The sequence below is a fragment of the Pelomonas candidula genome, assembly GCF_043555985.1.
Classification (GTDB): domain Bacteria; phylum Pseudomonadota; class Gammaproteobacteria; order Burkholderiales; family Burkholderiaceae_C; genus Pelomonas; species Pelomonas candidula.
In genome coordinates this window covers 220,263-245,744 of record NZ_JBIGIC010000005.1, presented here as the reverse complement: position 1 = coordinate 245,744, position 25,482 = coordinate 220,263, and the positions used below count along the sequence as shown (strand labels likewise).

The 25,482-nt window shown below is 69.4% G+C and carries 22 protein-coding genes and 1 tRNA gene; 13 read left to right on the top strand and 10 right to left on the bottom strand.

Features of this window, described 5'->3' with window-relative positions; genetic code table 11:
• Positions 1-54: 54 nt before the first annotated feature.
• From coxB to ACG04R_RS12225, 6 genes are read left to right on the top strand one after another with little or no spacing between them, the layout of a single operon-like run.
• Positions 55-1,236 (top strand): cytochrome c oxidase subunit II, encoded by a 1,182-nt coding sequence (coxB, locus tag ACG04R_RS12250; protein WP_394410898.1) that lies wholly within the window; start codon positions 55-57, stop codon positions 1,234-1,236.
• A 28-nt stretch (positions 1,237-1,264) separates the two neighbouring features.
• Entirely contained in the window at positions 1,265-2,911 is a 1,647-nt protein-coding gene (gene ctaD, locus ACG04R_RS12245) for a cytochrome c oxidase subunit I (RefSeq protein ID WP_394410320.1), read from the top strand.
• 12 nt (positions 2,912-2,923) lie between these two features.
• On the top strand, positions 2,924-3,034 hold the full coding sequence (locus tag ACG04R_RS12240) for a cytochrome oxidase small assembly protein (protein WP_394410316.1): 111 nt from the start codon (positions 2,924-2,926) through the stop codon (positions 3,032-3,034).
• A 1-nt stretch (position 3,035) separates the two neighbouring features.
• Positions 3,036-3,650 (top strand): cytochrome c oxidase assembly protein, encoded by a 615-nt coding sequence (locus ACG04R_RS12235; protein ID WP_394410313.1) that lies wholly within the window; start codon positions 3,036-3,038, stop codon positions 3,648-3,650.
• Positions 3,647-3,889 carry a DUF2970 domain-containing protein gene (locus ACG04R_RS12230; RefSeq protein WP_394410310.1) on the top strand — a complete coding sequence of 81 codons (243 nt, stop codon included), beginning with the start codon at positions 3,647-3,649 and terminating at the stop codon, positions 3,887-3,889. Before ACG04R_RS12235 ends, ACG04R_RS12230 begins: the two co-directional genes overlap by 4 nt.
• Positions 3,890-3,939: 50 nt before the next feature.
• Complete coding sequence (locus ACG04R_RS12225; RefSeq protein WP_394410307.1) at positions 3,940-4,824, top strand: cytochrome c oxidase subunit 3; 885 nt, start codon at positions 3,940-3,942, stop codon at positions 4,822-4,824.
• Positions 4,825-4,876: 52 nt separating this feature from the next.
• On the opposite strand, the gene ACG04R_RS12220 is transcribed toward ACG04R_RS12225, so the two are convergent.
• Positions 4,877-5,101, bottom strand: coding sequence for a twin transmembrane helix small protein (locus ACG04R_RS12220; RefSeq protein WP_394410304.1), 225 nt, complete (start codon positions 5,099-5,101; stop codon positions 4,877-4,879).
• Positions 5,102-5,131: 30 nt separating this feature from the next.
• On the opposite strand from ACG04R_RS12220, the gene ACG04R_RS12215 reads away from it, so the two are divergent.
• Genes ACG04R_RS12215 through ACG04R_RS12195 form a run of 5 tightly spaced genes read left to right on the top strand, consistent with a single transcriptional unit; the run spans position 5,132 to position 9,089 of the window.
• Entirely contained in the window at positions 5,132-5,833 is a 702-nt protein-coding gene (locus ACG04R_RS12215) for an SURF1 family protein (protein ID WP_394410301.1), read from the top strand.
• A 4-nt stretch (positions 5,834-5,837) separates the two neighbouring features.
• A complete protein-coding gene (locus ACG04R_RS12210) occupies positions 5,838-6,485 on the top strand; it encodes an SCO family protein (protein ID WP_394410298.1) in 648 nt (215 codons plus the stop codon).
• A 2-nt stretch (positions 6,486-6,487) separates the two neighbouring features.
• A complete protein-coding gene (locus tag ACG04R_RS12205; protein ID WP_394410295.1) occupies positions 6,488-7,576 on the top strand; it encodes a COX15/CtaA family protein in 1,089 nt (362 codons plus the stop codon).
• A 2-nt stretch (positions 7,577-7,578) separates the two neighbouring features.
• On the top strand, positions 7,579-8,484 hold the full coding sequence (gene cyoE / locus ACG04R_RS12200; protein WP_394410292.1) for a heme o synthase: 906 nt from the start codon (positions 7,579-7,581) through the stop codon (positions 8,482-8,484).
• On the top strand, positions 8,481-9,089 hold the full coding sequence (locus tag ACG04R_RS12195) for an SCO family protein (RefSeq protein WP_394410289.1): 609 nt from the start codon (positions 8,481-8,483) through the stop codon (positions 9,087-9,089). The genes cyoE and ACG04R_RS12195 overlap by 4 nt, the downstream gene beginning before the upstream one ends.
• Positions 9,090-9,161: 72 nt before the next feature.
• On the opposite strand, the gene rpoH is transcribed toward ACG04R_RS12195, so the two are convergent.
• The 6 genes from rpoH to ACG04R_RS12165 all read right to left on the bottom strand — a co-directional run bounded on the left by rpoH (position 9,162) and on the right by ACG04R_RS12165 (position 17,945).
• Entirely contained in the window at positions 9,162-10,079 is a 918-nt protein-coding gene (rpoH, locus tag ACG04R_RS12190) for an RNA polymerase sigma factor RpoH (protein ID WP_394410286.1), read from the bottom strand.
• 155 nt (positions 10,080-10,234) lie between these two features.
• Positions 10,235-10,735: a chemotaxis protein CheW gene (locus ACG04R_RS12185; protein ID WP_394410283.1), complete on the bottom strand. Its 501-nt coding sequence runs from the start codon at positions 10,733-10,735 to the stop codon at positions 10,235-10,237.
• A 29-nt stretch (positions 10,736-10,764) separates the two neighbouring features.
• Positions 10,765-13,929 (bottom strand): CHASE domain-containing protein, encoded by a 3,165-nt coding sequence (locus ACG04R_RS12180; RefSeq protein WP_394410280.1) that lies wholly within the window; start codon positions 13,927-13,929, stop codon positions 10,765-10,767.
• 73 nt (positions 13,930-14,002) lie between these two features.
• On the bottom strand, positions 14,003-16,564 hold the full coding sequence (locus ACG04R_RS12175) for an ABC transporter permease (protein WP_394410277.1): 2,562 nt from the start codon (positions 16,562-16,564) through the stop codon (positions 14,003-14,005).
• Between the two features lie 26 nt (positions 16,565-16,590).
• Positions 16,591-17,553 (bottom strand): PA2778 family cysteine peptidase, encoded by a 963-nt coding sequence (locus tag ACG04R_RS12170; protein ID WP_394410274.1) that lies wholly within the window; start codon positions 17,551-17,553, stop codon positions 16,591-16,593.
• Positions 17,550-17,945, bottom strand: a complete 396-nt coding sequence (locus tag ACG04R_RS12165) for a PA2779 family protein (protein WP_394410271.1) — start codon at positions 17,943-17,945, stop codon at positions 17,550-17,552. Before ACG04R_RS12165 ends, ACG04R_RS12170 begins: the two co-directional genes overlap by 4 nt.
• A gap of 291 nt (positions 17,946-18,236) precedes the next feature.
• Between ACG04R_RS12165 and ACG04R_RS12160 the strand changes: the two genes are divergently transcribed.
• Both ACG04R_RS12160 and ACG04R_RS12155 read left to right on the top strand, forming a co-directional pair.
• Positions 18,237-19,523, top strand: a complete 1,287-nt coding sequence (locus ACG04R_RS12160) for a beta-propeller fold lactonase family protein (RefSeq protein ID WP_394410267.1) — start codon at positions 18,237-18,239, stop codon at positions 19,521-19,523.
• A 30-nt stretch (positions 19,524-19,553) separates the two neighbouring features.
• A tRNA-Gly gene (locus ACG04R_RS12155) sits at positions 19,554-19,627 on the top strand.
• 192 nt (positions 19,628-19,819) lie between these two features.
• Here ACG04R_RS12155 and ACG04R_RS12150 read toward each other — a convergent pair.
• The 3 genes from ACG04R_RS12150 to ACG04R_RS12140 form a co-directional block, all read right to left on the bottom strand.
• Entirely contained in the window at positions 19,820-20,758 is a 939-nt protein-coding gene (locus ACG04R_RS12150; RefSeq protein ID WP_394410264.1) for a diguanylate cyclase, read from the bottom strand.
• Positions 20,755-23,298, bottom strand: a complete 2,544-nt coding sequence (locus ACG04R_RS12145) for a response regulator (RefSeq protein WP_394410261.1) — start codon at positions 23,296-23,298, stop codon at positions 20,755-20,757. Before ACG04R_RS12145 ends, ACG04R_RS12150 begins: the two co-directional genes overlap by 4 nt.
• 172 nt (positions 23,299-23,470) lie before the next feature.
• Complete coding sequence (locus ACG04R_RS12140) at positions 23,471-25,141, bottom strand: bifunctional metallophosphatase/5'-nucleotidase (RefSeq protein WP_394410258.1); 1,671 nt, start codon at positions 25,139-25,141, stop codon at positions 23,471-23,473.
• Positions 25,142-25,482: the final 341 nt, after the last annotated feature.

Here is a 25,482-nt window from a genome sequence, read left to right as displayed (position 1 = left end):
TGTGAGGCGGACGGCAAGTCCTGCTCTTCAAAGAACCAAGTGACAACCATGACGATGATGAACGCACGAGTGCATAGCGCCTCACGCGGCTTGGCCCGGCGGGCTGCCGTGGTGGCAGCGGCCCTGGCAACGGGTTCGGCCTTCGCGGTGAACGACCTCAAAGGCGGTCCCGGCGTCAATCAGCTGAATCTGCACGAGCCGGTGACCAACATCGCGCGTGACCAGATGTGGTTGCACAACTTCATGCTGATCGTCTGCCTCGTCATCTTCGTGGCGGTGTTCGGCGTGATGTTCTATTCGATCTTCAAGCACCGCAAATCCAAGGGCGCGGTGTCGGCCAACTTCCACGAAAGCGTGGCAGTCGAGATCGCCTGGACCGTGGTGCCCTTCCTCATCGTCATCGGCATGGCGCTGCCAGCCACCAAGGTCGTGGTCGCGATGAAGGACACGACCAATGCCGACCTCACCATCAAGACCACCGGCTACCAGTGGAAGTGGGGCTACGACTACCTGAAGGGCGAGGGCGAAGGCATCGGCTTCCTGTCCACGCTGGACATGGCCCAGCGCGAGCAGTCCAACTCGGGTCACCCCGAAGCGGTCGACAACTACCTGCTGAAGGTCGACAACCCGCTGGTCGTGCCGGTGGACAAGAAGGTCCGCATCATCACGACGGCCAACGACGTCATCCACTCCTGGGGCTTGCCGGCCTTCGGCATCAAGCAGGATGCCATCCCCGGCTTCGTGCGCGACACCTGGTTCAAGGCCGAGAAGGTCGGCGACTACTACGGCCAGTGCGTCGAGCTGTGTGGCAAGGAGCACGCCTACATGCCCATCCACGTGAAGGTGCTGTCCGCCGAGGACTACACCAAGTGGGTGGATGGCAAGAAGAAGGAAATGGCCGCCAAGGCCGACGACCCGAGCAAGGTCTGGGAGCAGGCCGCGCTCATCGCCCGTGGCGAGAAGGTCTACACCGCCAACTGCCAGGCCTGCCACCTCGCGAGCGGCAAGGGTGCTGGCGCGGCCAAGCCGCTGGACGGCTCGCCCGTCGTTACCGCCGAGGACAAGCTGGCCCAGGTCGCCGTCGTGCTGAACGGCCGCATGGACAAGGGCATGCCGTCCTGGAAGCAGCTCAGCGACACCGAGATCGCCGCCGTGATCACGTACACGAAGAACAGCTGGTCCAACAAGACGGGCCAGACGGTGCAGCCGGCCGAAGTGGTCGCCGCCCGCAAGTAATTCCGAACGCCGAATCAGAGGAAATCACATGAGTGCAGTGCTCCCCCCCCACGGCGTTCACGGTGGCCACGCCGGCGACCACGCCCACGACGATCACCACGACCATCACGCCCCGCACGGCTGGCGCCGCTGGGTGTTCGCGACCAACCACAAGGACATCGGCACGCTGTACCTGCTGTTCTCGTTCGCGATGCTGATGGTCGGCGGCGTGCTGGCGCTGTGCATCCGCGCCGAACTGTTCCAGCCAGGTCTGCAGTTCTTCAACCCCGAGCTGTTCAACCAGTTCACGACCATGCACGGTCTGATCATGGTGTTCGGCGCCATCATGCCGGCCTTCGTGGGCTTCGCGAACTGGATGATCCCGCTGCAGATCGGCGCCAGCGACATGGCGTTCGCGCGGATGAACAACTTCAGCTTCTGGCTGCTGATCCCGGCGGCCATCATGCTGGTGTCGAGCTTCTTCATGCCCGGTGGCGCGCCTGCTGCCGGCTGGACGCTCTACGCACCGCTGACGCTGCAGATGGGCCCATCGATGGACGCCGGCATCTTCGCGATGCACATCATGGGCGCCTCGTCCATCATGGGCTCCATCAACATCATCGTCACCATCCTCAACATGCGCGCCCCTGGCATGACGCTGATGAAGATGCCGATGTTCGCGTGGACCTGGCTCATCACCGCCTATCTGCTGATCGCCGTCATGCCCGTGCTCGCCGGCGCCATCACGATGACGCTGACGGACCGCCACTTCGGTACCGCCTTCTTCAACCCCGCGGGCGGCGGCGACCCGGTGATGTACCAGCACATCTTCTGGTTCTTCGGCCACCCCGAGGTCTACATCATGATCTTGCCGGCCTTCGGCATCATCAGCCAGATCGTGCCGGCCTTCGCCCGCAAGCGCCTGTTCGGCTACGCCTCGATGGTGTACGCCACGGCCTCCATCGCCATCCTGTCCTTCATCGTGTGGGCCCACCACATGTTCGCCACCGGCATGCCGGTGACGGGCCAGCTGTTCTTCATGTACGCGACCATGCTGATCGCGGTGCCCACGGGCGTGAAGATCTTCAACTGGCTGGCGACGATGTGGCGCGGCTCGATGACCTTCGAGACGCCGATGCTGTTCGCTGTCGGCTTCATCTTCGTGTTCACGATGGGCGGCTTCACCGGCCTCATCCTCGCGATGGCGCCCATCGACATCCAGCTGCAGGACACCTATTACGTCGTGGCCCACTTCCATTACGTGCTGGTGGCCGGCTCTTTGTACGCGCTGTTCGCGGGCGTCTACTACTGGGGCCCGAAGTGGACCGGTGTCATGTACTCCGAGACGCGCGGCAAGATCCACTTCTGGTGGTCGTTGATCGCGTTCAACGTCACCTTCTTCCCGATGCACTTCCTCGGCCTGGCCGGCATGCCGCGCCGCTATGCCGACTACCCGATGCAGTTCGCCGACTTCAACGCTCTCGCGTCGATTGGCGCCTTCGCTTTCGGTTTTGCGCAGGTCTACTTCTTCCTGTTCATCGTCGTCCCGATGATGCGCGGCAAGGGACCGAAGGCCCCGCAGAAGCCGTGGGAAGCCGCCGAAGGGCTGGAATGGGAAGTGCCGTCGCCGGCGCCGTTCCACACCTTCGAAGAGCCGCCCAAGCTGGACGCCTCGGCCACCAAGATCATCGGTTGAGGTCGCGCCGCAATGACGCCCGAGCAACGCAAGGCCAACCGTCGTCTGGGGTTGATCCTGCTGACGGTGGCCATCGCCTTCGGCGTCGGCTTCGTCGTGAAGATGACGATGTTTGGCCACTGAGATGAAATTCAGCGCGTTCGCCGCAGCATTGCATCGCGACAACCGCCAGCTCTTCGTGAAGCTGGCCGTCGTCGTGGCGCTGATGTTCGGCTTCGGCTACGCGATGGTCCCGTTCTACAAGGCCATCTGCAACGCGCTGGGCATCAATGTGCTGTCGCTCGCCGAGCGGCAGACGGCGCTGGCTGATAAAGGCATCGACAACGGCAACGGGCAGATCGACTACAGCCGCGAGATCACGGTTGAGTTCGACACCAACGCGCGTGGCCCCTGGGATTTCAAGCCCGCCGTGAGGCACATGACAGTGCACCCGGGCGAATTGACCCAGGTCATGTACGAGTTCCGCAACGTGCAGAACCGCACCATGTCCGCGCAGGCCATCCCGAGCTATGCGCCCATGCAGGCGGCGGCGCATTTCAACAAGCTGGAATGCTTCTGCTTCAACGAATACACCCTGAAGCCGGGCGAGAGCAAGCAGTGGCCGGTCGTGTTCGTTGTCGACTCCAAGCTGCCCAGGGACGTGAAGACCATCACCCTGTCTTACACCTTCTTCGAGGTGGCGGGCAAAGGCGGGGTCAAGGTGGGCCAGGCGCCCAAGGCTGGCGGAGGCTCGCTGTGAGCGACGCCGGTCGTGACCTGAAGGAAGCGGTGGGCCGCAAGGCCTCGTTCGCCCAGACGATCTCGGCCGTGGCCTGGAGTTTTTTTGGCGTGCGCCGGAGCAAGGACCATGAGAACGACATGGCCAAGCTCAACCCGGTGCACGTGATCATTGCGGGCGTGCTTGGCGCGGCCCTGTTTGTTTTGATGCTGGTGCTGCTGGTCCGCTGGGTCATCGGCAGTGGAGTGGCGGCGGCCTGACGGCCGGTCCGCAACAAGGTTTGGAACGAGCGAGAACAAGGAGAAGCGAAATGTCGGCAGCGGCAACCCCGGGCAAGACCCCGTACTACTTCGTCCCGGCGCCATCGCGGCACCCGGTGATGGCCGCGACCGGCCTGTTCTTCGTCATCCTCGGCGCGGGCCAGTGGGTCAACGGCCACGGCTGGGGCGCCTACTCGCTGCTGTTCGGCTTCCTGTTCTGGGCCTTCGTGCTGCAGGCCTGGTTCCGCGACGCCATCGGCGAGAGCGAAGGCGGCCTCTACAGCGACCGCATCGACGTCTCCTTCCGCTGGAGCATGGGTTGGTTCATCTTCTCGGAGGTGATGTTCTTCGCTGCCTTCTTCGGCGCGCTGTACTGGGCTCGCACCTTTGCCGTGCCTGGGCTGGGCAGCCTGGAGAACAGCCTGCTGTGGCCCGACTTCAAGGCCATCTGGCCCAGCACCGCACCGGGCTTCACCGCCGCGCCGGGCGGCACCGTCGAGGCCTTCACGACGATGGGCCCCTGGCCCATCCCGACGATCAACACTGCGCTGCTGCTGACCTCGGGCGTCACGCTGACCATCGCCCATCATGCGCTGATCGCCGGCAACCGTGCCAAGACCATCGGCTGGATGTGGATCACCGTGTTGCTGGGCGCCACCTTCCTCGGCTTCCAGGCCTACGAATACCACCACGCCTACACCGAACTGAACCTCAAGCTCAGCTCCGGCATCTACGGTTCGACCTTCTTCATGCTGACCGGATTCCACGGCTTCCACGTCTGCGTGGGCGCGCTGATGCTGCTGTTCATCACCATCCGCCTGATGAAGGGCCACTTCACGCCCGAGCGCCATTTCGGTTTCGAAGGTGCGGCCTGGTACTGGCACTTCGTCGACGTCGTCTGGCTGGGCCTGTACGTCGTCGTCTACTGGATGTAAGCCGACACGCCAAAGACAAAGCGCCGCGGATGCGGCGCTTTTTTGTTGCGGCTCAGGCCGCTTTCAGCGGCAGTCCGGTCGGGTGAATCCAGCCCAGCTTCCAGCTCAGCAGGATGATGAGGAACAGCGCCACCGACAGGCCCACGCGCACGGCCAATGCCCGGGCCATGTTGGGGCTGCGCTTGTCGTCGCCGCGGCCCTTGCGCAGCATGAAGAAGCCGGCCGACGCCAGCGCACCGAAGATGCCGATGAAGGCGACCAGGATCAGGAATTTCATGACGTCGAATTATCCGCCCGGGGGAATCGCATGACGGCGCGGCGCTGGCTGCTGTTGGCCGCCGCGCTGCTGGGGGCCGCGTTGACGGCGCGCCTCGGTGTCTGGCAGCTCGACCGCGCCGCGCAGAAGATCGCGTTGCAGACTGCCGACGAGGTCGAGGGCGCCCGTTCACCACTGTCCAACACCGAGCTGGTTGGTTCGCCGCTGCACCGCCGCGTCGTGCTGCGCGGTGTCTGGGTGGCCGACCGGACCGTGTGGCTGGACAACCGGCCGATGGATGGCCGGGCCGGTTTCTACGTCGTCACGCCGCTGCGGCTGGCCGGCCGCGGCGATGCGATCCTCGTCGAGCGCGGCTGGGTGCCACGCGACTCGGCCGATCGCACCCACCTGCCGCCGCTCGTGACGCCGGCCGGCGAGGTCGAGGTCGAAGGCCGGCTCGCCGCGACACCATCGCGGCTTTATGAGCTGGGTACCGGGGCTGCCGGCGCGATCCGGCAAAATCTCGATCCTGCGGCCTTCGCCGTCGAGTCGGGCCTGGCGCTGCTGCCGCTGACCGTCGTGCAGACCGCGCCCGCTGGCGTCGACGATGGCCTGCTTCGCCACTGGCCGGCCCCCGACCTCGGCCTGCAGAAACATTACGGCTACGCCTTTCAATGGTTCGCGCTCTGCGCGCTGATCGTCGGTCTCTATGTCTGGTTCCAACTCCTCCGCCCCCGGTTCCACAAGCCCTGAGCCGTTGAGCTTCGCGGTACACAGCCTGCCCGACCCGCGCGTCACGCCTCAGCAGCGCGCCGGCCGCTGGAAGATGTTCCTCGTGCTGGCGCTGTGCGCCGCGCCGGTCGTGGCGTCCTATTTCACCTTCTACGTCGTCAAGCCGCACGGCTCGGCCTATGGCGATCTCATCACGCCCACCGCCGAGATCCCGGCTGACTTGCCGCTCACCGACCTTCAGGGCCACCCCGTGCCGGCCGAGTCGCTGAAAGGGCAGTGGCTGCTGGCCGTCGTGCAGCCGTCCGCCTGCGAGGCTGCCTGCGAGCGCCAGCTTTACGTGCAGCGTCAACTGCGCGAGATGCTGGGCAAGGAACGCGGTCGCGTCGATAAGCTCTGGCTGATCCCGCAGGACGGCAGCCTGCCGCGTGCCGAGGTGCTGGCGGCGGTCGGCCAGAAGGGCGTCGAGGTGCAGGTGCTGCAGGTGCCGCGTGACCGCCTGGAGGCCTGGCTCAAGCCGGCGCCGGGCAAGACCTTGTCCGACCACTTCTACGTCATCGACCCGATCGGCCGCTGGATGCTGCGCGCGCCGGGCGACCCCGACCCGAAGAAGCTCAAGGCCGACCTCGACAAGCTGCTGCGCGCCAGCGCCAGCTGGGACAAGGCAGGGCGCTGACCGTGAACGAGCTGCTGCTCCCGCTCGGCCAGGTCGCCGCCATCGGCGGCGCCGTGGCCATCGGCCCGCTGCTGTGGTGGCGGCAGCGCTCGCGCGCGAGCACGCCGGCCGGCCGGCTGCGCGCGCTGACGCTGCTGACGCTGTTTCTGACCTTCGACCTCATCGTCTTCGGTGCGTTCACGCGGCTGACCGATTCCGGCCTGGGCTGCCCGGACTGGCCCGGCTGCTACGCCTCGGCGAGCCCGGTCGGCGCGCATCACCACATCGAGGCCGCGCAGGCGGCCATGCCCACCGGGCCCGTCACGCACGGCAAGGCGTGGATCGAGATGGTCCACCGCTACCTCGCCAGCGCCGTGGGGCTGCTCATCCTCGTGCTGGCCGCGTTGAGCTGGCGGCTCAGGAAGAGCGAAGGCGAGGCGGCGCCATCGCCGTGGTGGCCGACGCTGACGTTGCTGTGGGTCTGCGTGCAAGGCGCGTTCGGTGCGTTGACCGTGACGATGAAGCTCTTCCCCGCCATCGTCACGCTGCATCTGCTGTTCGGCCTGGGACTGCTGATGCTGCTGGCCTGGCAGCGCGAGGCCTACGCGCCGCAGCCGCTCGCGGTGCCGACCTGGCTGCGCCGCGCCGCCGCCATCGTGCTGCTGCTGACGCTGGCCCAGGTTGCGCTGGGCGGCTGGGTCAGCACGAACTACGCCGTGCTGGCCTGCGACGAGTTCCCGGCCTGCCACAGCGGTGAGTTCTGGCCGCAGATGGATTTCGCGCAGGGCTTCCAGCTCTGGCGCGACCTGGGCCGCAATGCCGACGGCGGCTGGCTCACGTACGACTCGCTGGCCGCGATCCACATGGCCCACCGTATCGGCGCGGCCGTCGTCTTCACGGCCGTACTGGCGCTGGCCTGGGCGCTGCGCCGCCCGGCGCCGGCCTGGTCGCGCTGGCTGCTCGCCGCGGCCGGCTGGCAGCTCGCCACGGGCCTGTCCAACGTCGTCCTCGGCTGGCCCATCGTCGCGGCCCTGGGGCACACCGCCGGCGCCGCTGTGCTGCTGGCCCTGCTCACCACCTTGCTCGCGCGGCTGAGGGCCGCGCTTTCCTGATCATGGCTTCCACGTCCACAGCCAGCGCGCTCGCGCACAGCCCGCGCTGGCAACAGTTCTACCAGCTGACCAAGCCGCGCGTCGTCCAGCTCATCGTCTTCTGCGCGGCCATCGGCATGGCCCTGGCCGTGCCGGGGCTGCCGTCGCTGGACCAGGCCCTGACGATGCTCGCGGCCATCGCCGGCATCTGGCTGGTGGCCGGTGCGGCAGCGGCCTTCAACTGCCTCATCGAGGACGGCATCGACGCGCGCATGAAGCGCACCGCCTGGCGCGCCACGGCCAAGGGCGAGCTGAGCCGCCCGCAGACGCTGGCGTTCTCGGCGCTGCTGTGCGCGGCCGGCATGGTGCTGCTGGCTCTCTACGTCAACGTGCTGACGATGTGGCTGACCTTCGCCACCTTCGTCGGCTATGCAGTCATCTACACCGTCATCTTGAAGCCGATGACGCCGCAGAACATCGTCATCGGCGGCGCTTCGGGCGCCATGCCGCCGGTACTGGGTTGGGCCGCATTGCGCGGCGACCTGGGGCCCGAGCCCTGGCTGCTGTGCCTCATCATCTTCCTGTGGACGCCTCCGCATTTCTGGGCGCTGGCGCTGTACCGCGTGGAGGATTACGCCCGTGCCGGCCTGCCGATGCTGCCGGTCACGCATGGCAACGACTACACGCGTCTGCAGATCCTGCTCTACACCTGGGTGCTGCTGGCTGCGACGCTGCTGCCCTTCCTGACCGGCATGAGCGGCTGGTTCTACCTGGTCAGCGCGTTGGCGCTGGGCCTGGGCTTCTGCGGGTATGCCTTCCGGCTGTGGCGCTCGTACTCGGAGATGCTGGCGCGGCGAACCTTCTGGTTCTCCATCTGGCATCTGTCGCTGCTGTTTGCGGCCCTTTTGATCGACCATTACATCCAATGAGCACCCGTCGCTTCACTCTCGCCGCGCTTGCCGCGCTGGCGCTGGCCGGCTGCCAGAAGGCCGAGCCGGCCAGGGAGGCCTTCAAGGGCATCGACCTGACTGGCGCCGAGTACGCCAGGCAGTTGAACCTGACCGACCAGGACGGCCGGGCGCGGTCCCTGGCGGACTTCAAGGGCAAGGTCGCGGTGGTGTTCTTCGGCTACACGCAGTGCCCCGACGTCTGCCCGACGACGATGATGGAGGTGGCCGAGGTCAAGAAGTCGCTGGGCGCGGACGGCGACAAGGTGCAGGGCGTCTTTGTCACCATCGACCCCGAGCGCGACACGGGCGCGCTGCTGAAGGCCTACCTGGCCAGCTTCGATCCCAGCTTCGTCGGCCTGCATGGCAGCGTTGAGCAGACGCAGGCCGCAGCCAAGGAGTTCAAGGTCTTCTTCGCCAAGGTGCCGGGCAAGACACCTGACACCTACACGATGGACCACACGGCCGCCAGCTTCATCTTCGACACCGAAGGGCGCGTGCGCGTCTACGCCCGCTACGGCGCCGGCGCCGAGCCGCTGGCGCACGACATCAAACTGCTGCTGGCCGAGGCGCAGGCCAGGAAATGACGAAAGCCCCTCGCGGGGCTTTCTTCGTTGGAGGGCCTCGCAAGAGGCTTTCTGCTTCCGGTGCGACGAAGCTCAGGCGGCTTCGGTCAGCGCCTTCTTCATCTTCTTCATCGCTGCGACCTCGATCTGGCGGATGCGCTCGGCCGACACGCCGTACTCGGCAGCCAGCTCGTGCAGTGTCATGCCGCCGGACGTGTCGTCATTCACTTTCAGCCAGCGCTCCTCGACGATGCGGCGGCTGCGCGGGTCCAGCGCTTCCAGCGCGCGGGCGATGCCGTTGCCGGCGAGGTCGTCGCGCGAGCGCGCCTCGATGACTCGTGTCGGCTCCTGGCTGTCGTCGGCCAGGTAGGCGATGGGGGCGAAGCTCTCGCCGTCGTCGTCGGTCTGCGGCTCCAGCGCCACGTCGCCGCCCGACATGCGGGTCTCCATCTCCAGCACTTCCTCGCGCTTGACGTTCAGCGTGCTGGCGACGTGGTCGACTTCCGCCTCGGTGAGCGTGTTGCGGTGCGTCTCGCCGTCGGCCTGGTCGGCCTTCAGCTGGTGCTTCATCGAGCGCAGGTTGAAGAACAGCTTGCGCTGGGCCTTGGTCGTCGCGACCTTGACCATGCGCCAGTTCTTCAGGATGTACTCGTGGATCTCGGCCTTGATCCAGTGCATCGCGTAGCTGACGAGCCGCACGCCCTGGTCCGGGTCGAAGCGCTTGACGGCCTTCATCAGGCCGACATTGCCTTCCTGGATCAGGTCGCCCTGGGGCAGGCCGTAGCCGACGTACTGGCGCGAGATGGACACGACCAGGCGCAGGTGCGACAGCACCAGACGGCCGGCGGCCTCCACGTCGCCCTTGTCGCGCAGGCTGCGCGCGGCCGAGCTTTCCTCCTCTGCGGTCAGCAGCGGCAGGCGGTTCACGGCGGAGATGTAGGCGTCCAGATTGCCCAGCGAGGGCACCATGGCCCAGGGACTGCGAACGGCAATGGCGGAAGAGGCAGACATCGTCTTGATCCTTGCTAGACCGCCACGAGATGCAGCGGTGAGATGGATATTAGCACTCCGCCTTGGAGAGTGCTAAGAATGACGCTGCGCCTGCTGGAATGCAGTGTTGCTGCAGTCGAAACAGTGGGTGTCCACTAACTTTTGTGGCGGCTTCGTCAGTCGACGAGGCCGAAATCCGGACTTTTGATCATGGCCTCGATGTCCAGCAGGATCAGCATGCGCTCGCCGATCTTGCCCAGGCCGGTGATGAAGCGGGAGTCCATCGCCGCCGGCACCTCAGGGCGGGGCTTGATCTCCTCGGCGCTCAGTTCCAGCACGTCAGACACCGAGTCCACGACGACGCCGACGACCCGGCCGGCCACGTTCAGCACGATGACGACGGTAAAGGCGTTGTACTCGCCGGCCTGGCCCAGGCGGATGCGCAGGTCCAGGATGGGCACGATGACGCCGCGCAGGTTGACGACGCCCTTGACGAAGGCCGGCGCGTTGGCGACGCGAGTGGGCGCCTCGTAGGAACGGATCTCCTGCACGCGCAGGATGTCGAGGCCGTATTCCTCCTCGCCGATGCGGAAGGTCAGGAACTGGTGGACGTCCGTGCGGGCCACGGTCTGGATGGCCTGGGTGCCGGTGGTGGGAACGAGGTCGGTAGAGCTCATCGGGACTGCGCGGGGGTGGGTTCAGTCGATCATTCTGCCCGCTTCGGCTCGGGGGGCGATGCCAACAATTCGTCAACCAGGGCCAGCAGTTCGCGCACGTCCAGCGGCTTGGTCAGGTAGTGGCGCACGCCGGCCGACTGGGCCAGCGCGATCTGCTCCGGCTGGGCATTGGCCGACACGACGATGACCGGTGGTGGCGTGCCGCCCAGTTCGCGCAGGCGCTGCAGCAGTGAGAGTCCGTCCGCGTCGGGTAGTTGCCAGTCCAGCAGCAGCAGGGCGGGCGGGCGCTCGCGCAGCGCCTTCAGTCCGGCTTCGGCGGTGGGGGCGATCTCCAGTTCGAGCCCGGGGCGTTGTTCGAGGATGCCGTGCATGACATCGGCGTTCAGCGGGTTGTCCTCGACGTAGAGCACGCGTCGGTGCGGGCCGGCCTGGGGGGCCGAGGGCTCGGCGTGGCCAGGCTCGGCGGCCGAGGCGGGAGGCAGGCCGGCAGCCGGCAGCCTCAGCACGAAGCGGGCACCTGGGCCGTCAACGGCCTCGGCGCGCAGGCTGCCGCCCATCATTTCGGCCAGGCGCAGGCTGATGACCAGGCCGATGCCGGTGCCCGGCAGGCCGCTGCGCTCGCGGCCGAGGCGGTTGAAGGGCTGGAAGAGCGCAGCGCGCTGCTCGTCGGTCAGGCCCAGGCCCGAGTCGCGCACGGCCACCTCCACCCAGCCCGGCTCCGGTGCGGTGGTCTCGATATTGATGCTGCCGCCGGGCCGGTTGTACTTGACGGCGTTGCTGAGCAGGTTGGTCAACACCTGCGTGACGCGGGTGGGGTCGCCCACCAGCCGCAGCGCGGCCGGGTCCAGGCGCTGGCTGATGGCCAGGCCGCGCTCGGCGGCACCCTGCTGCACCAGCGCCAGCGCGCGGGCCAGCAGGGGCGCCAGCTCGAGCACGGCGGGCTCCAGCCGCAGCGAACCGGCCTCGATGCGCGACAGGTCCAGCGTGTCGTTGATCATCTCCAGCAGATGCCAGCCGGCCTGGGCGATCTGCTGCGCGCGGGCGCGCTGGGCGGCGGGCAGCGGCTCGCTCGCGTCCATCTGCATCAGCTGCGTGAAGCCGAGGATGGCGTTCATCGGTGTGCGCAGCTCATGGCTCATGCGCGACAGGAACTCGTTCTTGGCCTGGTTGGCCGCCTCGGCGGCCTCGCGGGCCCGGTCCAGCTCCTCGAGGCGAAGCTGGTCGGTGATGTCTTCGACGACGCCTACCAGCCGATGCGGCCGGCCATCGGCACCCCGCAGCAGGCTGACCAGCACGCGCGCATGGACGATGCCGCCGTCGGGCCGCACATAGCGCTTCAGGCGCCGGTAGAACGGGATCTCTCCGCGCATCAGCCGGCGCGCCATGCGGATGTCCTCGCGTCGGTCCTCGGTGTGCGTGATGTCGATGGAGCGTCGGCCGGCCAATGCCTCGGCCGGATAGCCCACCAGGCCGCAGAAGTAGGCGTTGACCTCCTGGAACCCGCCGTTGAGGTCCGTGAACGCGATACCGATCGGCGCCGTCTCGAAGATGCTGTGGAAGCGCTGCTCGCTCTGGCTCAGCGCGTGCTCGCCTTCGGCGCGGCTGGCGATCTCGCGCTCCAGCGCCGCGGTGCGCTCCTTCACGAGCGCCTCGACATGCTGTGTGCGGCCCGACATCAGCAGCAGCAGCGCGCCGACCATGGCCGTCGCCAGCAGACCCACGAGCGCAAAGGCCCAACTGCGGCCCGGCGCCTGTGGGAAGCCGGGCAGGTCGTAGATGCGCACCTCCCAGTGCCGGCCGCCGAACTCCAGTGGCATCTTCACCAGGGGCAGGGCGGCATCGCCGCCGCGCTGTACAGCCTCGCAGCCGGGGCGGCCGGCCAGGCGCGGGTAGGTGACGCCGGGCTCCAGGTCGACGAGGCAGGCGCCCAACTGCTCGGGCCAGTGCGCGGCCAGGCGCGACAGCAGCAGGTCGGGCCGGATCGTTGCGAAGACAAAGCCGTCCAGCGCCGCGTCACGGTAGAAGGGCTGGTAGACGACGACGCCGACGGCACCGTCGCGGTCCTGCGAGAGCTGCAGACCCGCCGACGCAGTCGACCGGCCCTTTGCCGCTGCACGTTCGGTCGCCAGGCGCGCATCCGGCACGCTGCGCACGTTGATACCCAGCGCGCCGACGTTGCGCGTCAGCGGCTCAATGAGGCGAATGGCGACGACGTCCTCGTCAGGCGGCGTGCGCGTGTCGCCGGCGCGCGTGCGGTCGCGCACCTGGTAACCGCCGGGAAAGTTGTCGGCTGCGGCGTCGGCGTTGAAACGGTCCAGGTCGCTGCGCGGCACTTTCAGCGCCACGCCCAGCGCGATCAGCGGGCTGTCCTCGGTCAGGAAGCCTTCGGTGGCCAGCGCGAACTCCTCGCGCGTAGGCCGGGGCTTCACGCGTACCAGACCGTGCGTGCTCTCCAACGCCAGCAGCGGCTCGCGCAACCGGCTGGTGAGATCCTGGGCGGCGTTGGTCGCGTCGCGCGTGAAGTCGGCGCGATTACGCTGTCGGTCCCACTCCATCGTGGCCGCCACGCCCAGGCCCACGAGCAGCGTCGTCAGCAGCATCGGCAGGCCCACGCTGAAGCGCCGCGTGGCCCACGCCGAGCGCGGCCGGCCGATCAGTGCCAGTGTGATCGGTGTGGCGATGAGCACGCCCATCAGGTCACCGGTCCACCAGATCATCCATACCTTGCCCATCTGAGGCGTCGCGACGATGCCCACGAGCTTCAGCAGCAGCGTCGCGCAGCTGGGGCTGACGACACCGGCCAGCGTCGCCGCGGCCAGATAACCCGCTATCTCGCGTGGCGAGGCCAGCACCAGCGGCCGGCCGCACCAGCGCCGCATCAGCAGCGTGCCTGCCGCGGCCTGCGCTGCTGCGCCCAGGCCGATGCCCAGCGACAGCGGCAGCACGTGCTCGCTGGCATCGCTCAGCATCGTCGCCTGCACGAGGAAGGAGCCCAGTGCCACGGCCGGCAGGTAGCGCAGGCCCAGCACCAGCAGCACGGCCAGCCCCCAGCCCGCGGCCGGGTAGATGGGCGCCACCTGGTAGGGCGGCAGCACCATCAGCAGGCCCAGCCGGCCGAGCAGGCTGTAGACAGCCGTGATGCCCGCTGACAGCGCCAGGTAGCGGCCAACGTCGCGGGCGGTCACCTGAGTCACTGGAGCACCCTTCGCGCTTCGCGCTGTCCCGCCAAGCGGGAGCGACCTTGCTTGGGGCTGCCCGGCGCTGCGTTCATTCCGCCTGTGCCTCCCGCAGCGTCTGCACGACCGGTCGTTGCAGCACGCCGCGCAGGCTCCACCAGCCGGCACTCCAGGCCAGCAGCGCGCCGAACAGCGCGCTCACGAACGGCACCCAGGGCTTGATCTGCCACTCGAACTCGAACACGAAGCGCGCCAGCAGCGCCGCCAGCACCAGCGCCACGGTGCCGGCCAGGAAGCCGGCCAGCGCTCCCACGCCCAGCAGCTCGGCGCGCTGCACCCGGGCCAGCAGCGAGGACGGTGCGCCCAGCGCGCGCATCAGCCCGAACTCGCGCGTGCGCGCCTCTCGCGTGCTGCCCACCGCGGCCAGCAGCACGACGAGGCCGGTGGCCAGCGTGAAGCCGAACAGGAACTGCACCGCCTGGATGACCTGGTCCAGCACGCCCTGCACCTGGTTGAGCTGGGCCGACACGTCGATGACGGTGAGGTTGGGGAACTGGCGCGCCAGTTCGCGGTCGAGCTTCGCGCCCGCCGGCATGCGGTACGCGGCGATCTGCGTGGACGGCAGGTCGGGCAGCTCGGCCTTCTCGAACAGCACGAAGAAGTTGACCCGCATCGATGACCAGTCCACCTTGCGCAGGCTGGTGATGCGGCCCTGCACCGGCTGGCCGGCGATGTCGAAGGCGAGCTGGTCGCCGAGCTTCAGGCCCAGCGTCTTGGCCAGGCCTTCCTCGACGCTCAGGCCGATCTCACCGGGCGCCGCCGAGCCCCAGCTGCCGGCCACGAGCTGGTTGTGCGCCGGTAGCTCGGCCGTGTGGCTGAGGTTGAACTCGCGCTCGGCCAGGCGCTGTGCGCGGTCCTCGGCGAAGCGCTTGCTTAGCACGGCGTCGCCGTTGATCGTCGTCAGCCGGCCGCGGATCATCGGATACCAGTCGAACTTCGCGATGCCGGCGTCCGTCAGCGTCTTGCGGAACGCCTCGGCCTGGTCGGGCTGGATGTTGATGACGAAGCGGTCCGGTGCAGCCGCAGGCGTGGCCTGGCGCCAGCTGTCGATGAGGTCCGTGCGCAGCAGCACCAGCAGCGCCAGTGCCAGCAGCCCCACGGCCAGCGACGACACCTGCATCACCGCGAAGCCCGGCCGCGCCGCGACCTGGCGCGTGGCCAGCAGCAGCCAGCGTGGCACGCCGGCGCCGCTGACGTTGGTGGGCACGATGCGGCGCAGCAGCTTCACCGCGAGCCAGGCCAGCAGCGCGAACAGCAGCACCGCCCCGGCAAACCCCGCGGCGGCAATGGCGCCCAGCATGAGGTCGCCTGCCAGCACGACGAGGATGGCGGCCAGGCCCGCCACGCCGGCGCCCAGCACCAGCAGCGAGCTGGCCTTGGGCGCGCCGAGGTCGCGGCGGATGACGCGCAGCGGCGGCACGGCGGCCAGCTGCAGCACCGGCGGCAGCCCGAAGCCCAGCAGCAGCGACAGCCCCAGGCCCAGGCCCAGCAGTGCCGGCCAGAGGCTGGGCGCCGGCAGCGCCACGTTGACGAGGCCGGCCAGCAGCTGCACGAACACCTGATGCAATGCGAGCCCCAGCAGCACACCCGCCAGGCTGGCTGCGAGGCCCGCGAGCAGGAACTCCAACCCGTAGGCCCAGGCGATGCGCCGCTGCGGCTGGCCCAGCACGCGCAGCATCGCGCAGGCGTCGAGGTGGCGGGCCGCGAAGTCGCGCGCGGCCAGCGCCACGGCCACAGCCGCCAGCAGTGCCGACAGCATGGCAACCAGCCGCAGGAAGCGTGCGGCGCGGTCCAGCGTCTGGCGCATCTCGGGCCGGCCGGACTCCAGCGACTCCAGCCGCAGGCCGCGCAGGTTCTGCGCCTTGATGAGCTGCTCGGAACCGGTGACGAAGCGCTTCACCGCGCCCGGCGCCGCGCCCGGGCCGGGCACCAGCGCGAGCCGATACGTGATGCGGCTGGCCGGCTGCACGAGGTGGGTCGCGGCCAGGTCGGCCTCGCCGAGCATCACGCGCGGCGCGAAGTTCATGAACCCGGCGCCACGGTCGGGTTCGGTCTCGATGAGGGCGGCGATCTTGAAACGGCTGTCGCCCAGCAGCAGCGGGTCGCCAAGCTTCAGCCCGAGGCCGTCGGCCACGGCGGGGTCGATCCAGACCGTGCCGGCGGCCGGCGCCGGACCCTGGCCGGGCAGGGCGTCGCGCAGCGTGATGCTGCCGCGCAGCGGGTAGCCGGGGCTGACGGCCTTGACGGCGACGAGCCGGCTGTCGCCGCCCTGGGCATCCTCGGCGCGCGCCATGCTCGGGAAGGCCGCGCTGCGCACGGTGCTCAGCTTGAACTCGGCAGCCAGGTCGAGGATGGGCTGGGGCGTGGGCTGGTCGCTGGCGACGACGGCATCGCCACCCAGCAGCTGGGCCGCGTCGCGGCGCAGGCCCTGGTCGAGTCGGTCCGACAGGAAGGCCACCGCGCACAGCGCCGCCACGGCCAGCGCGACGGCCAGCATCAGCAGCCGCAGCTCACCGGCCCGCCAGTCCCGCAGCAGTTGGCGCCAGGCGATGGCGAGCGTGGCGGGCGGACGCGAAACAGCGGGAGACGTCATGCGCGCGACTGTAGCCGCGCGGGGCGCTAGTGCTGCTCTTCAGTCGCGGCCCGTGTGGCGCGTGCCGCGTCGCGCCACGCCGGTTCGGCGGCCTCCGTGCGCTTCACGGCGCGTTCCGCTGCCGCCTGGGCGCCGACGCGGTCGCCTGCGTCCAGGCGCAGTCGTGCCAGGTTGATCCAGGCCACGGCGCTGTCGTGGCGGTTGGCCACGGTCTCGAACGCGGCGCGCGCCCCGGTGGCGTCGCCGGCGGCATTCAGCGTGTTGCCCAGGCCGATGCCGGCCAGCAGGTTGTCGGGCCAGCGCGCCAGCAGCGTGCGGTAGGCCAGCGCCGCGCGGGCCGGCGGTGCCGCGCGCTCGAAGCCGATAGCGGCATCCTGCGCATCGGCCTCGGTCGCCGTCGCGGGCAACCGGTCCGGCGGCAGCACGGCGACGGCCCAGCGGCCGCCGCGCGCCCAGGTGTATTCGAAGGTGCGCAGCGGCAGCGTCTCGCGCTGTGTGGTGCCGCTGCGCAGGATGATTTCGTGCGCGGCGATGTCGTAGCCGACCACGACGGCATAGTGCCAGCGCGGGATCAGCTCCAGCCCGAGGTTCTGCAGCACGACGACGGCGTGCCCGGCCGCGACCTCGCGCAGCACGGCCTGCAGTTCGCGCGGCAGCCGGGTCGCGACGGCGCCCTGGCGGCGCGCGCCGCCCAGCATCTCCAGCTGCAGGCTGCCGTTGCGGGACGGCAGGAAGACGGCATCGGCCAGGCGGTCGGGGTCGGCGGGCAGGCCGATGTCGGCCAGCGCCGTCGCCAATGCGGCCGGGCCGCAGTGGTCGCGCGTCTGTGGGAAGAACGGCACCTCGGTGCGCTCGGCGCGGGCCGGCAGGTCCGGCGGCGGACTGGCCTGCAGCGCGGCCGTCTGCGGCGGTGTGAACAGCGCCGCGCAGCCGCTCAGCAGCAACGCCGCGGCGGCTGCCGAGAGGGCCGTGGCGAGGCGGGCGATCAACGCACCGAGCGCGTGAACGGGAAGACCTTGGTCAGGCCCAGGATATCCGTCACCAGCAGCACGATGAAGATCGTGAACAGCACGCCGACGACGTCAGCAGCGCCCGCGGGAGCCTGGTCGATCTGGGCCGCCATCTGCTGCGCTTCGGCGTCGGTCAGCGCGTCGACGCGGGCGCGCATCTCGTCGGTCGACACACCGCGGGCCTGCAGCATCGCGGCCAGGTCGGCGCGGTCCAGCGCCGCCTGCAGGCGGGCGTGGGCCTCGCTGCGCGGCGCCGCCGCGGCGGCCTGCTCGGTGCTGATCAGTGCGGTGGGGGCCGCGTGGGCCATGCCGCTGAAGACGATGGACGAGACGAGCAGCGAGGTCAGTGCGCGGCGGGCGGTGTTCTTCATGGAGGTCTCCTGCTTGGGGAGGCAGTTGTGGGTGGCGGCATGCTAGGGCTTGCCCATGGGTTCATCCGCGCCCGTGGGTCATCTCGCGGCCTTGTCCTACAGCGTGCACAGAGTGTGTGGAGGCGTAACCGGAAGCCGCGAGCCCGGCCGTCGATTCAGTGAATTTGCGGTCGATGGTGAACTGCATCACCCTGGCCGCCGCAGTGGGCCCGAACGCCGCGTTGTTGCCGCGCTTGCCCGGAGAGGTGGATTCCTAGACTGGTCGCATCGCAACCCCGACCCGTCCGGCCCATGAGTTCTCTTCGCCCCCTTTGTCTTCTGGGACTGGCCCTGCTGAGTGCCTGTGGTGGCGGCAGCGGCGCCAGCTACACGGTGGGCGGCAGCGTGACCGGCCTGAACAGCAGCGGCCTGGTGCTGAGCACTGGCGACCAGACGCTGGCCGTGGCCTCCGGCGCCGGCAGCTTCACGTTCGGCAGCGCGGTCAGCGGCAGCTACGCGGTCACCGTCAAGTCGCAGCCCGTCGGCCAGACCTGCTCGGTCAGCAATGGCAGCGGCAGCGCGTCTGCCAACGTCACATCGGTGGCGGTGGTGTGCCGCAACTACATGGCTTATGTCGGCAATGCCGGTGGCTACACCATCAGCCAGTTGAGCATCAACAACGGCACCGGCCTGCTGACCAGCCAGGCGACGGTCAGCACCGCCGCGCCGGTGGCCGGGCTGGTGTTCAGCTCGGACGGCCGCTTCGCCTTCGCCTCGTACTCGAATGCCGCGACGGTCAGCGCCTACGCCGTCTCCAGCACCGGCGCGCTGAGCCTGGTCGGCAGCGTCAGCGCCGTGGCCGACAGCCGCGGCCTGGCCATCAGCCCGGACAACAGCCACGTCTACGTCGCCAACTACACCGACAAGACGATCTCACAGTTCGACGTGAACGGCAGCACCGGCGCGTTGAGTGTCAACTCGACCGCCAAGATCAACGTCGGCAGCACGCCGATGGCCGTGACGCTGACGCCCGATGGCAGCCATGCCTACGCAGTGAACCAGGGCGACAACACCGTCTCGCAGTACAGCGTCGGCAGCGGCGGCAGCCTCACCGCGCTGAGCACGGCGACCGTCAGCACGAGCAGCACCGGCACGCTGCCCATCGCGCTGGTCGCCAGCCCCGACAGCGGCTCGCTGTACGTGCTGCTCAAGGGCAGCGCCAGGGTGCTGCAGTACACGATCGGCAGTGGCGGTGCGCTGAGCGCCAAGTCGCCGGCCAGCGTCGCCACCGGCAGCACACCGCTGGCCATCGCCGTGACGCCGTCGGGCGGTTGCGCCTACGTCGCCAACGGTGGCGACGGCACCGTGTCGCAGTACATCGTCACCAGCGGCCTGCTGACGCCGCTGGCGACGGCGACCATTGCCGCCGGCACCACGCCCGCCGGCCTGGCCGTCAGCCCGGACGGCGCGCACCTCTACGTCAGCAACGCCGGCGACGCGACGATCTCGCAGTACAGCATCGGCCCCGCCTGCGCGCTGACGGCCTTGGGTCCCGTCGCGAGCGGTGGCACCGGGCCGGCGGCGATCGCGGTGCGCTGAGGCCGCGTCGTCGCGTAGACTGCGGGCTACGCGGGTGTAGTTCAATGGTAGAACGCTAGCTTCCCAAGCTCGATACGTGGGTTCGATTCCCATCACCCGCTCCAAAAGCAGACGGTCCCTGACGGGGCCGTTCGTTTTTGGATTGGGCGTTTGGGATGGGGCCTACCCGGGTTCGCTCAAGGATAGCCCGTGGCCGTCCTTGGACGTGCCGTCAGGCACGGGCTCGTCAGTACCGAGGAATCAGCCCCCGCCGATTCCGAGCAAGCCCATCTGGTAGGCGCAACACCACCGGTCCATCACCCCTCCACCCAACTCACCCTCCCGCGCCCCGCCGCCTTCGCCAGGTACATGGCCCGGTCGGCCGCCTCGATCAGGCCTTCGCCCTGCAGGCCCGCCGTTACGCCCAGGCTGATCGTCACGCAACCCTCTACCCCCGGATGCGGCAGCGCCAGGGCTCGCACGGTGTCTTCCATCAACTGCGCCACGCCGATGGCGCCGGCCAGGTCCGTGTCCGGCAGCAGGCAGACGAACTCCTCGCCGCCGTAGCGCGCCAGCAGGTCCGTCGGCCGCCGCAGGCAGGCACGCAGCGCAACGGCGACCCGCCGCAGGCAGTCGTCGCCCGCCAGGTGCCCCAGCGCGTCGTTGTAGCGCTTGAAGTGGTCCACGTCCGCCAGCGCCACCGCCAGCGGTGCGCGCGTGCGCTGCGCGCGGCGGGACTCGGCCAGGAACCGCTCGTCGAAGTGCCGCCGGTTGTGCACGCCCGTCAGGCCATCGACGAAGGCCAGCTCGCGCAGCAGGTCGGCCTGCGCCTTCAATGTCAGCTGTGTCCGCACGCGAGCCCGCACGACGGTCGGATTGAAGGGCTTGGTGATGAAGTCGGCCGCGCCGGCATCCAGCCCGCGCGTCTCGTCGTCCGGGTGGTCCTGCGACGTGACGAAGATGACCGCGATGGCGCGCAGCAGCGGGTCGGCCTTCAGCTCGGCGCACAGCTCGTGGCCGTCCATGCCGGGCATCTGCACGTCCAGCAGCACGAGGTCGGGCTGGCGCTCGCGGCAGAGCTTCAGCGCCTGGGCACCGTCGGTGGCCATCAGCACCTGGCAGTCGGCCGCGAAGACGCGATGCAGCGCCTGGATGTTGACGGGCTGATCGTCCACGATCAGCAGCCGTGGCCGGCGGCCGGTCGGCGTGTGGCCTGGCAGCAGCGGGGTGCTGTCGGGCAGGCTGAGCTGCATCATGGCCGGTGCTCCAGGGTGGCGCGCAGGTCGTGGCACAGCGTCAGCGCGGTGGTGAAGTCGAGCGCGGCCATGGCTTCGTCCAGCGGCACGCGGGTCTCGGGGGGCAGTGCGGAGCGCAGCGCCTCGTGGGCGTCCAGCGCCTCCAGGTCGGAGCCCGCCAGCAGTTCGGCCAGCGTGTCGAGCTGGTCGGCCAGGCTGCCCGGCGGGGCGAGCGTGAGCGGCTCGACGGCGGATGCCGGGCGCGTGGAGAGGTGGGCGCAGAGGCGGTCCAGCGCGGCGAGGTCGGCGTCGCGGCATTCGAGGAAGCGGCGTTGCCAGTCAGCGTCGGGCAGGGCGCTGCGCTCGCCTTCGGCGGCCAGCTCGGCCAGCCGGGGCGCACCCAGCATCGCGGCCAGACCGCGGTAGCCGTGCAGGCCACGTGCGGCGGCGGAGCCGCCTTCGGCAAGCGCCTGGGCGAGCTTGCGGTCTTGCTCGTGCAGCGCGTGCAACGTGCGCTCGAACAGCTCCACGCGGCCCGACATGCGTGCCAGCGCTTCGGCCAGCGCGATGCCGGCGCGGCCGGCGTCGTCCATGACGGCCGGCGGCAGTTCGAAGTGCGTGGTGCGGTCCGGCACCGGCGCGGCACCGCAGCGGCGGCGCAGCACGGCGACGACGGTGTCGGGGTCGAAGGGCTTGCCGATGTGTTCATCCATGCCGGCGTCCAGGCAGGCCTGGCGTTCGGTCTCCAGCGCACCGGCCGTCATGGCGATGACGGGTAGCGTCAGGCCGAGCTGGCGGCGGATCAGACGGGTGGCCGTCGTTCCGTCCATGACCGGCATCTGCACGTCCATCAGCACGGCGTCGAAGCCGGACCGCCCGCGCGTCTGGGCCAGCAGCGTCAACGCTTGCTGGCCGTCGCCGGCCAGCGTGACGAGGGCGCCCTCAAGCTCCAGCAACTCGCGCGTGACCTGCTGGTTGCCGGGGTTGTCTTCGACGACCAGCAGCTGCAGGCCGGCCAGTCGCTGCGGTGCGGCTTCGGGCGGTGCGACGCCGTGGCGGCGCACCTGCAAGGCGGTGGCCACGGCCTGGCCCAGCGTGGCGGCCGTGACAGGCTTGACGAGGAAGCCATCCAGCAAGGCCTGCTCGGCGGCGCTGCGTTCGGACAGCCGCTCGCGGTCGTGGCTGGTGACCATCAGCAGCAGCGCTTCGGGGCCCAGGCGCTGGCGCAACTGGCAGGCGGTCTGCCAGCCGTCCAGTCCGGGCATGACCCAGTCGAGCAGCACGACGTCGAAGCTCGCAGCGCCGGCTTGTGCCAGCGCGTCGGCGCCGCTGCTGGCCAGGCTGACCTGCCAGCCCAGCGAACCGGCCAGCGTGCCGATGACGCGCCGGGCCTCGGCATGGTCGTCGACGACCAGTGCGCGTACCGCCTGGCTTGGCGCCGGCGCGGGCAGGCCGCCAGGCAGCGGGAAATCGAGCGTGAAGCCGAAGCGGCTGCCGGCGCCGGGGGCGCTTTCGACGCTGATGTCGCCGCCCATCAGCCGCACGAGGTGGCGGCTGATGGCCAGGCCCAGGCCGGTGCCGCCGAAGCGCCGCGCCGTGGAGGCCTCGGCCTGCGTGAAGCCGGCAAAGATGCGCTCCTGCTGCTCGGGAGCGATGCCGATGCCGGTGTCGCGCACGGAGAAGTCCAGCGTGACGCGGTCGGCGCTTTGCGCGATGCAGCGGATGGCGAGCACGACCTCGCCGGCGCTGGTGAACTTGATCGCGTTGCCGGCCAGGTTGACCAGCACCTGCTGCAGGCGCAGCGCGTCGGCGATGACGACGGCGGGCAGCGCGGGGTCGAGGTCGAACAGCAGCTCGATGTCGCGCTGCTCGACCTGGGCGGCAAGGATGACCGAGAGGTCGCGCAGCAGCTCTTCCAGCCGCATGGGATGCGGGTCCAGCCCGAGGTGGCCGGCCTCGATCTTGGAGAAGTCCAGGATGTCGTTGAGCAGGCCCAGCAGGCCGCGCGCGGCGCCCTCGCTCTTGACGGCGTAGTCGTGCTGGCGGGCGTCCAGCGGCGTCTTCTGCAGCAGGCGCAGCATGCCCAGCACGGCGTTCATCGGCGTGCGGATCTCGTGGCTCATGTTGGCCAGGAAGCGGGTCTTGGCCAGCGATGCGCGCTCGGCGGCGACGCGCGCCTGGGTCTGCGGTGTCAGGTCCAGGCAGGTGAGGACCAGGCCGCCCGGCACGGACGAGGTCTCGGGGAGTGGCGCCGTGCGGGCCTCGATGACGCGGTCGCCTGCGCGATAGGTTTCGAGCCGGTTGGCCTGCGTGTCGCGGCCCAGCGCCAGCGCGGCCTCGACGGTGGCGCGGGCCTTCTCGCCTTGGCCGTAGTCCCCGCGGGCGGCGCAGAAGCCGACGAGGTCGGCAAAGCCGAGGACGGGCTGTTCAAACAGCGAGGCCGGCAGGTCGAGCAGTCGCTCGAACTCGGCGTTGTGCATCAGCAGGCGGCGTTCGGCGTCGAAGACGGCCAGGCCGCAGGGCAGGTGGGCCAGGATTTCGGGAATCAGCGGGGGCGGCACAGTCCCATGCCGGTGCTGGGCACCCGTGCCGCCTTGCCTGTCCCACGCCGCCATCGCGCTCCCCCGAACCGCTGGCGTCCGGCTGACCTTGCCGAACCGTTTGAGTCTAGGACTGGGCCGCCTGGCTGGTCGAGGGGGTCGCTGCTACCAGCGACAGGTTTGCCCTAGGTGGTCACTCTCGAACGATGCGGCCGGGCGCGGCGCGCTCGACGGCCTGCGGGTCGGCACGCAGCAGCTCGACGAGGGCGTCGATGTCAGTGCCCACGATGGTGCGGTCCCGGCCGTGCTTGAAGCCGGTGGCCTCGTCCCCGCCTTCGGAGAGGAAGTTGTTGACGACGACACGGTAGTCGCGTGTGCGCTCCAGCGGCTTGCCATCGACGAGGATCTCGCCGAGCTCGGGCGTGCCGTCGGCACCCTGGCGCCAGCGGTAGTGCAGCGTCCACGACGGCTGCAGGAAGCGCGGCGACGCGTCGCCCTTGGGCAGTTGGCGTTGCAGCACGTCCCACAGCTGCTGGCCGGTCATCGTCAGCACGACGATGTCGTTACCGAAAGGCTGGATGGCCAGCAGGTCGCTCATCGTCGTCGGCTTGCCGGGGTCGACGACGAGGTCGGCGCGGATGCCGCCGGAGTTCATGAAGGCGATGTCGGCCGGACCCTGCTTGCGGGCGAAGGCGAGCTGGCTGTCGGCGATGAGGTTGCCCAGGGCGGCGTCGCCGTTGGGTGCCTTGGGGCTGCGCACGGCGCCGCGCGGCAGCGTTGCAACGGGCTTGGTGCGGGCGGCCTCGGTCAGCGCGGCGGCGCGGGCCACCAGCTGGACCAGTGCCGGGTTGGGCGCGTAGGCCGACTGCAGCACCGGGTGGTTGACGGCGCTGGCATCCAGCACGCGGCCGGCGGCGTCGAGCTTGAGGTGGCTTTCGGTGATCCAGCCGCCATAGCTGCCGGCCTGCACGACAAGGCGGCCATTGATCTTGCAGGTATAGGCCTGGTGGGTGTGGCCGCCGATGATGATCGCGTAGGCCGGGTCCAGGCGCTGGGCGATGTCGTGTACGCGGCCGGTCAGCGTCGGGCAGGCGTAGCTTGCATCGTTGGCAGCGGCGCCGGCACCCATCATGCCGCCTTCGTGCATGACGGCGATCAGCACCTGGGCGCCCTCGGCCTTCAGCTGCGGCACCAGCGCGTTCAGCGTGTCTGCCTCGTCGGCGAAGCGGATGCCCTGGATGGCCCGGGCCACGATGACCTGCGGCGTGTCCTTCGTTGCGACACCGGCGATGGCGACCTTCAGCTTGCCGGCCTGCTGGATGACGTGGGTGGGCAGCAGTGGCGCGCCGGTCCGGGCGTCCAGCACGTTGGCGCCGAGGTAAGGGAAGCCGGGGCCCTTGAAGCCGGGCCACAGGCATTCGGTCGGGCCGCACTCGCCGTGCGCCTTGCGCAGCAGCTCGGGCAGGCCGGCGTCCAGCTCGTGGTTGCCCAGGGCGCTGGCGGAGATGCCCAACTGCGACATGGCGGACAGCGTGGGCTCGTCCCGCAGCAGGCCGGAGATCAACGGCGACGCGCCGATGAGGTCGCCGCCGGCGACGATCAGTGCGTCCGGGTTCTTGGCCTTCAGGTCGGCCAGTGCCGTGGCCAGGTAGGCCACGCCACCGGCTGGTTGGGCCTTGAGCTGGCCGGTCGCTGCGTCGGGCAGGCGCGGCATCAGCGGTGTCGGCTTGGCGGGCTGGATATTGCCGTGGAAGTCATTGATGGACAGCAGCGTCAGCTCGGTCGTGGCGGGCTGCGTGGCGCAGCCGGCGAGCAGGGCTGCGGCGAGGGCGATGAGCGCCGTGGCGTGGGGGCGAAGGTGCATGACGGATGAAATTTGACGGGTCCGTAGATCTTAGGAGTGGACCTGTGACGCCGGTTTGTCGCGGCTGCGCGACAGTTCTGATGGCTTGATGGGCACCTCGTTGATGTGCGCGTTGAACCCAAGTTGGTGCCCCTCGGCGCGCGAAAGCCCTCGGCCCTCCTGGGAAAAATTCACATCGAAGCCTCCGTCGATCCCTCGATCCGGACGCTTCGGGTTGCACTGATCTGGTGCCGGCGACAGGGCGTTCTCTCTAAAAATTTCGACTTCTGACTTACCCGTAAAGTTCTGTCACAGAAAGTCATGACAATTCCGGGACGGTCGCGAAACGACCTTTCACAGCC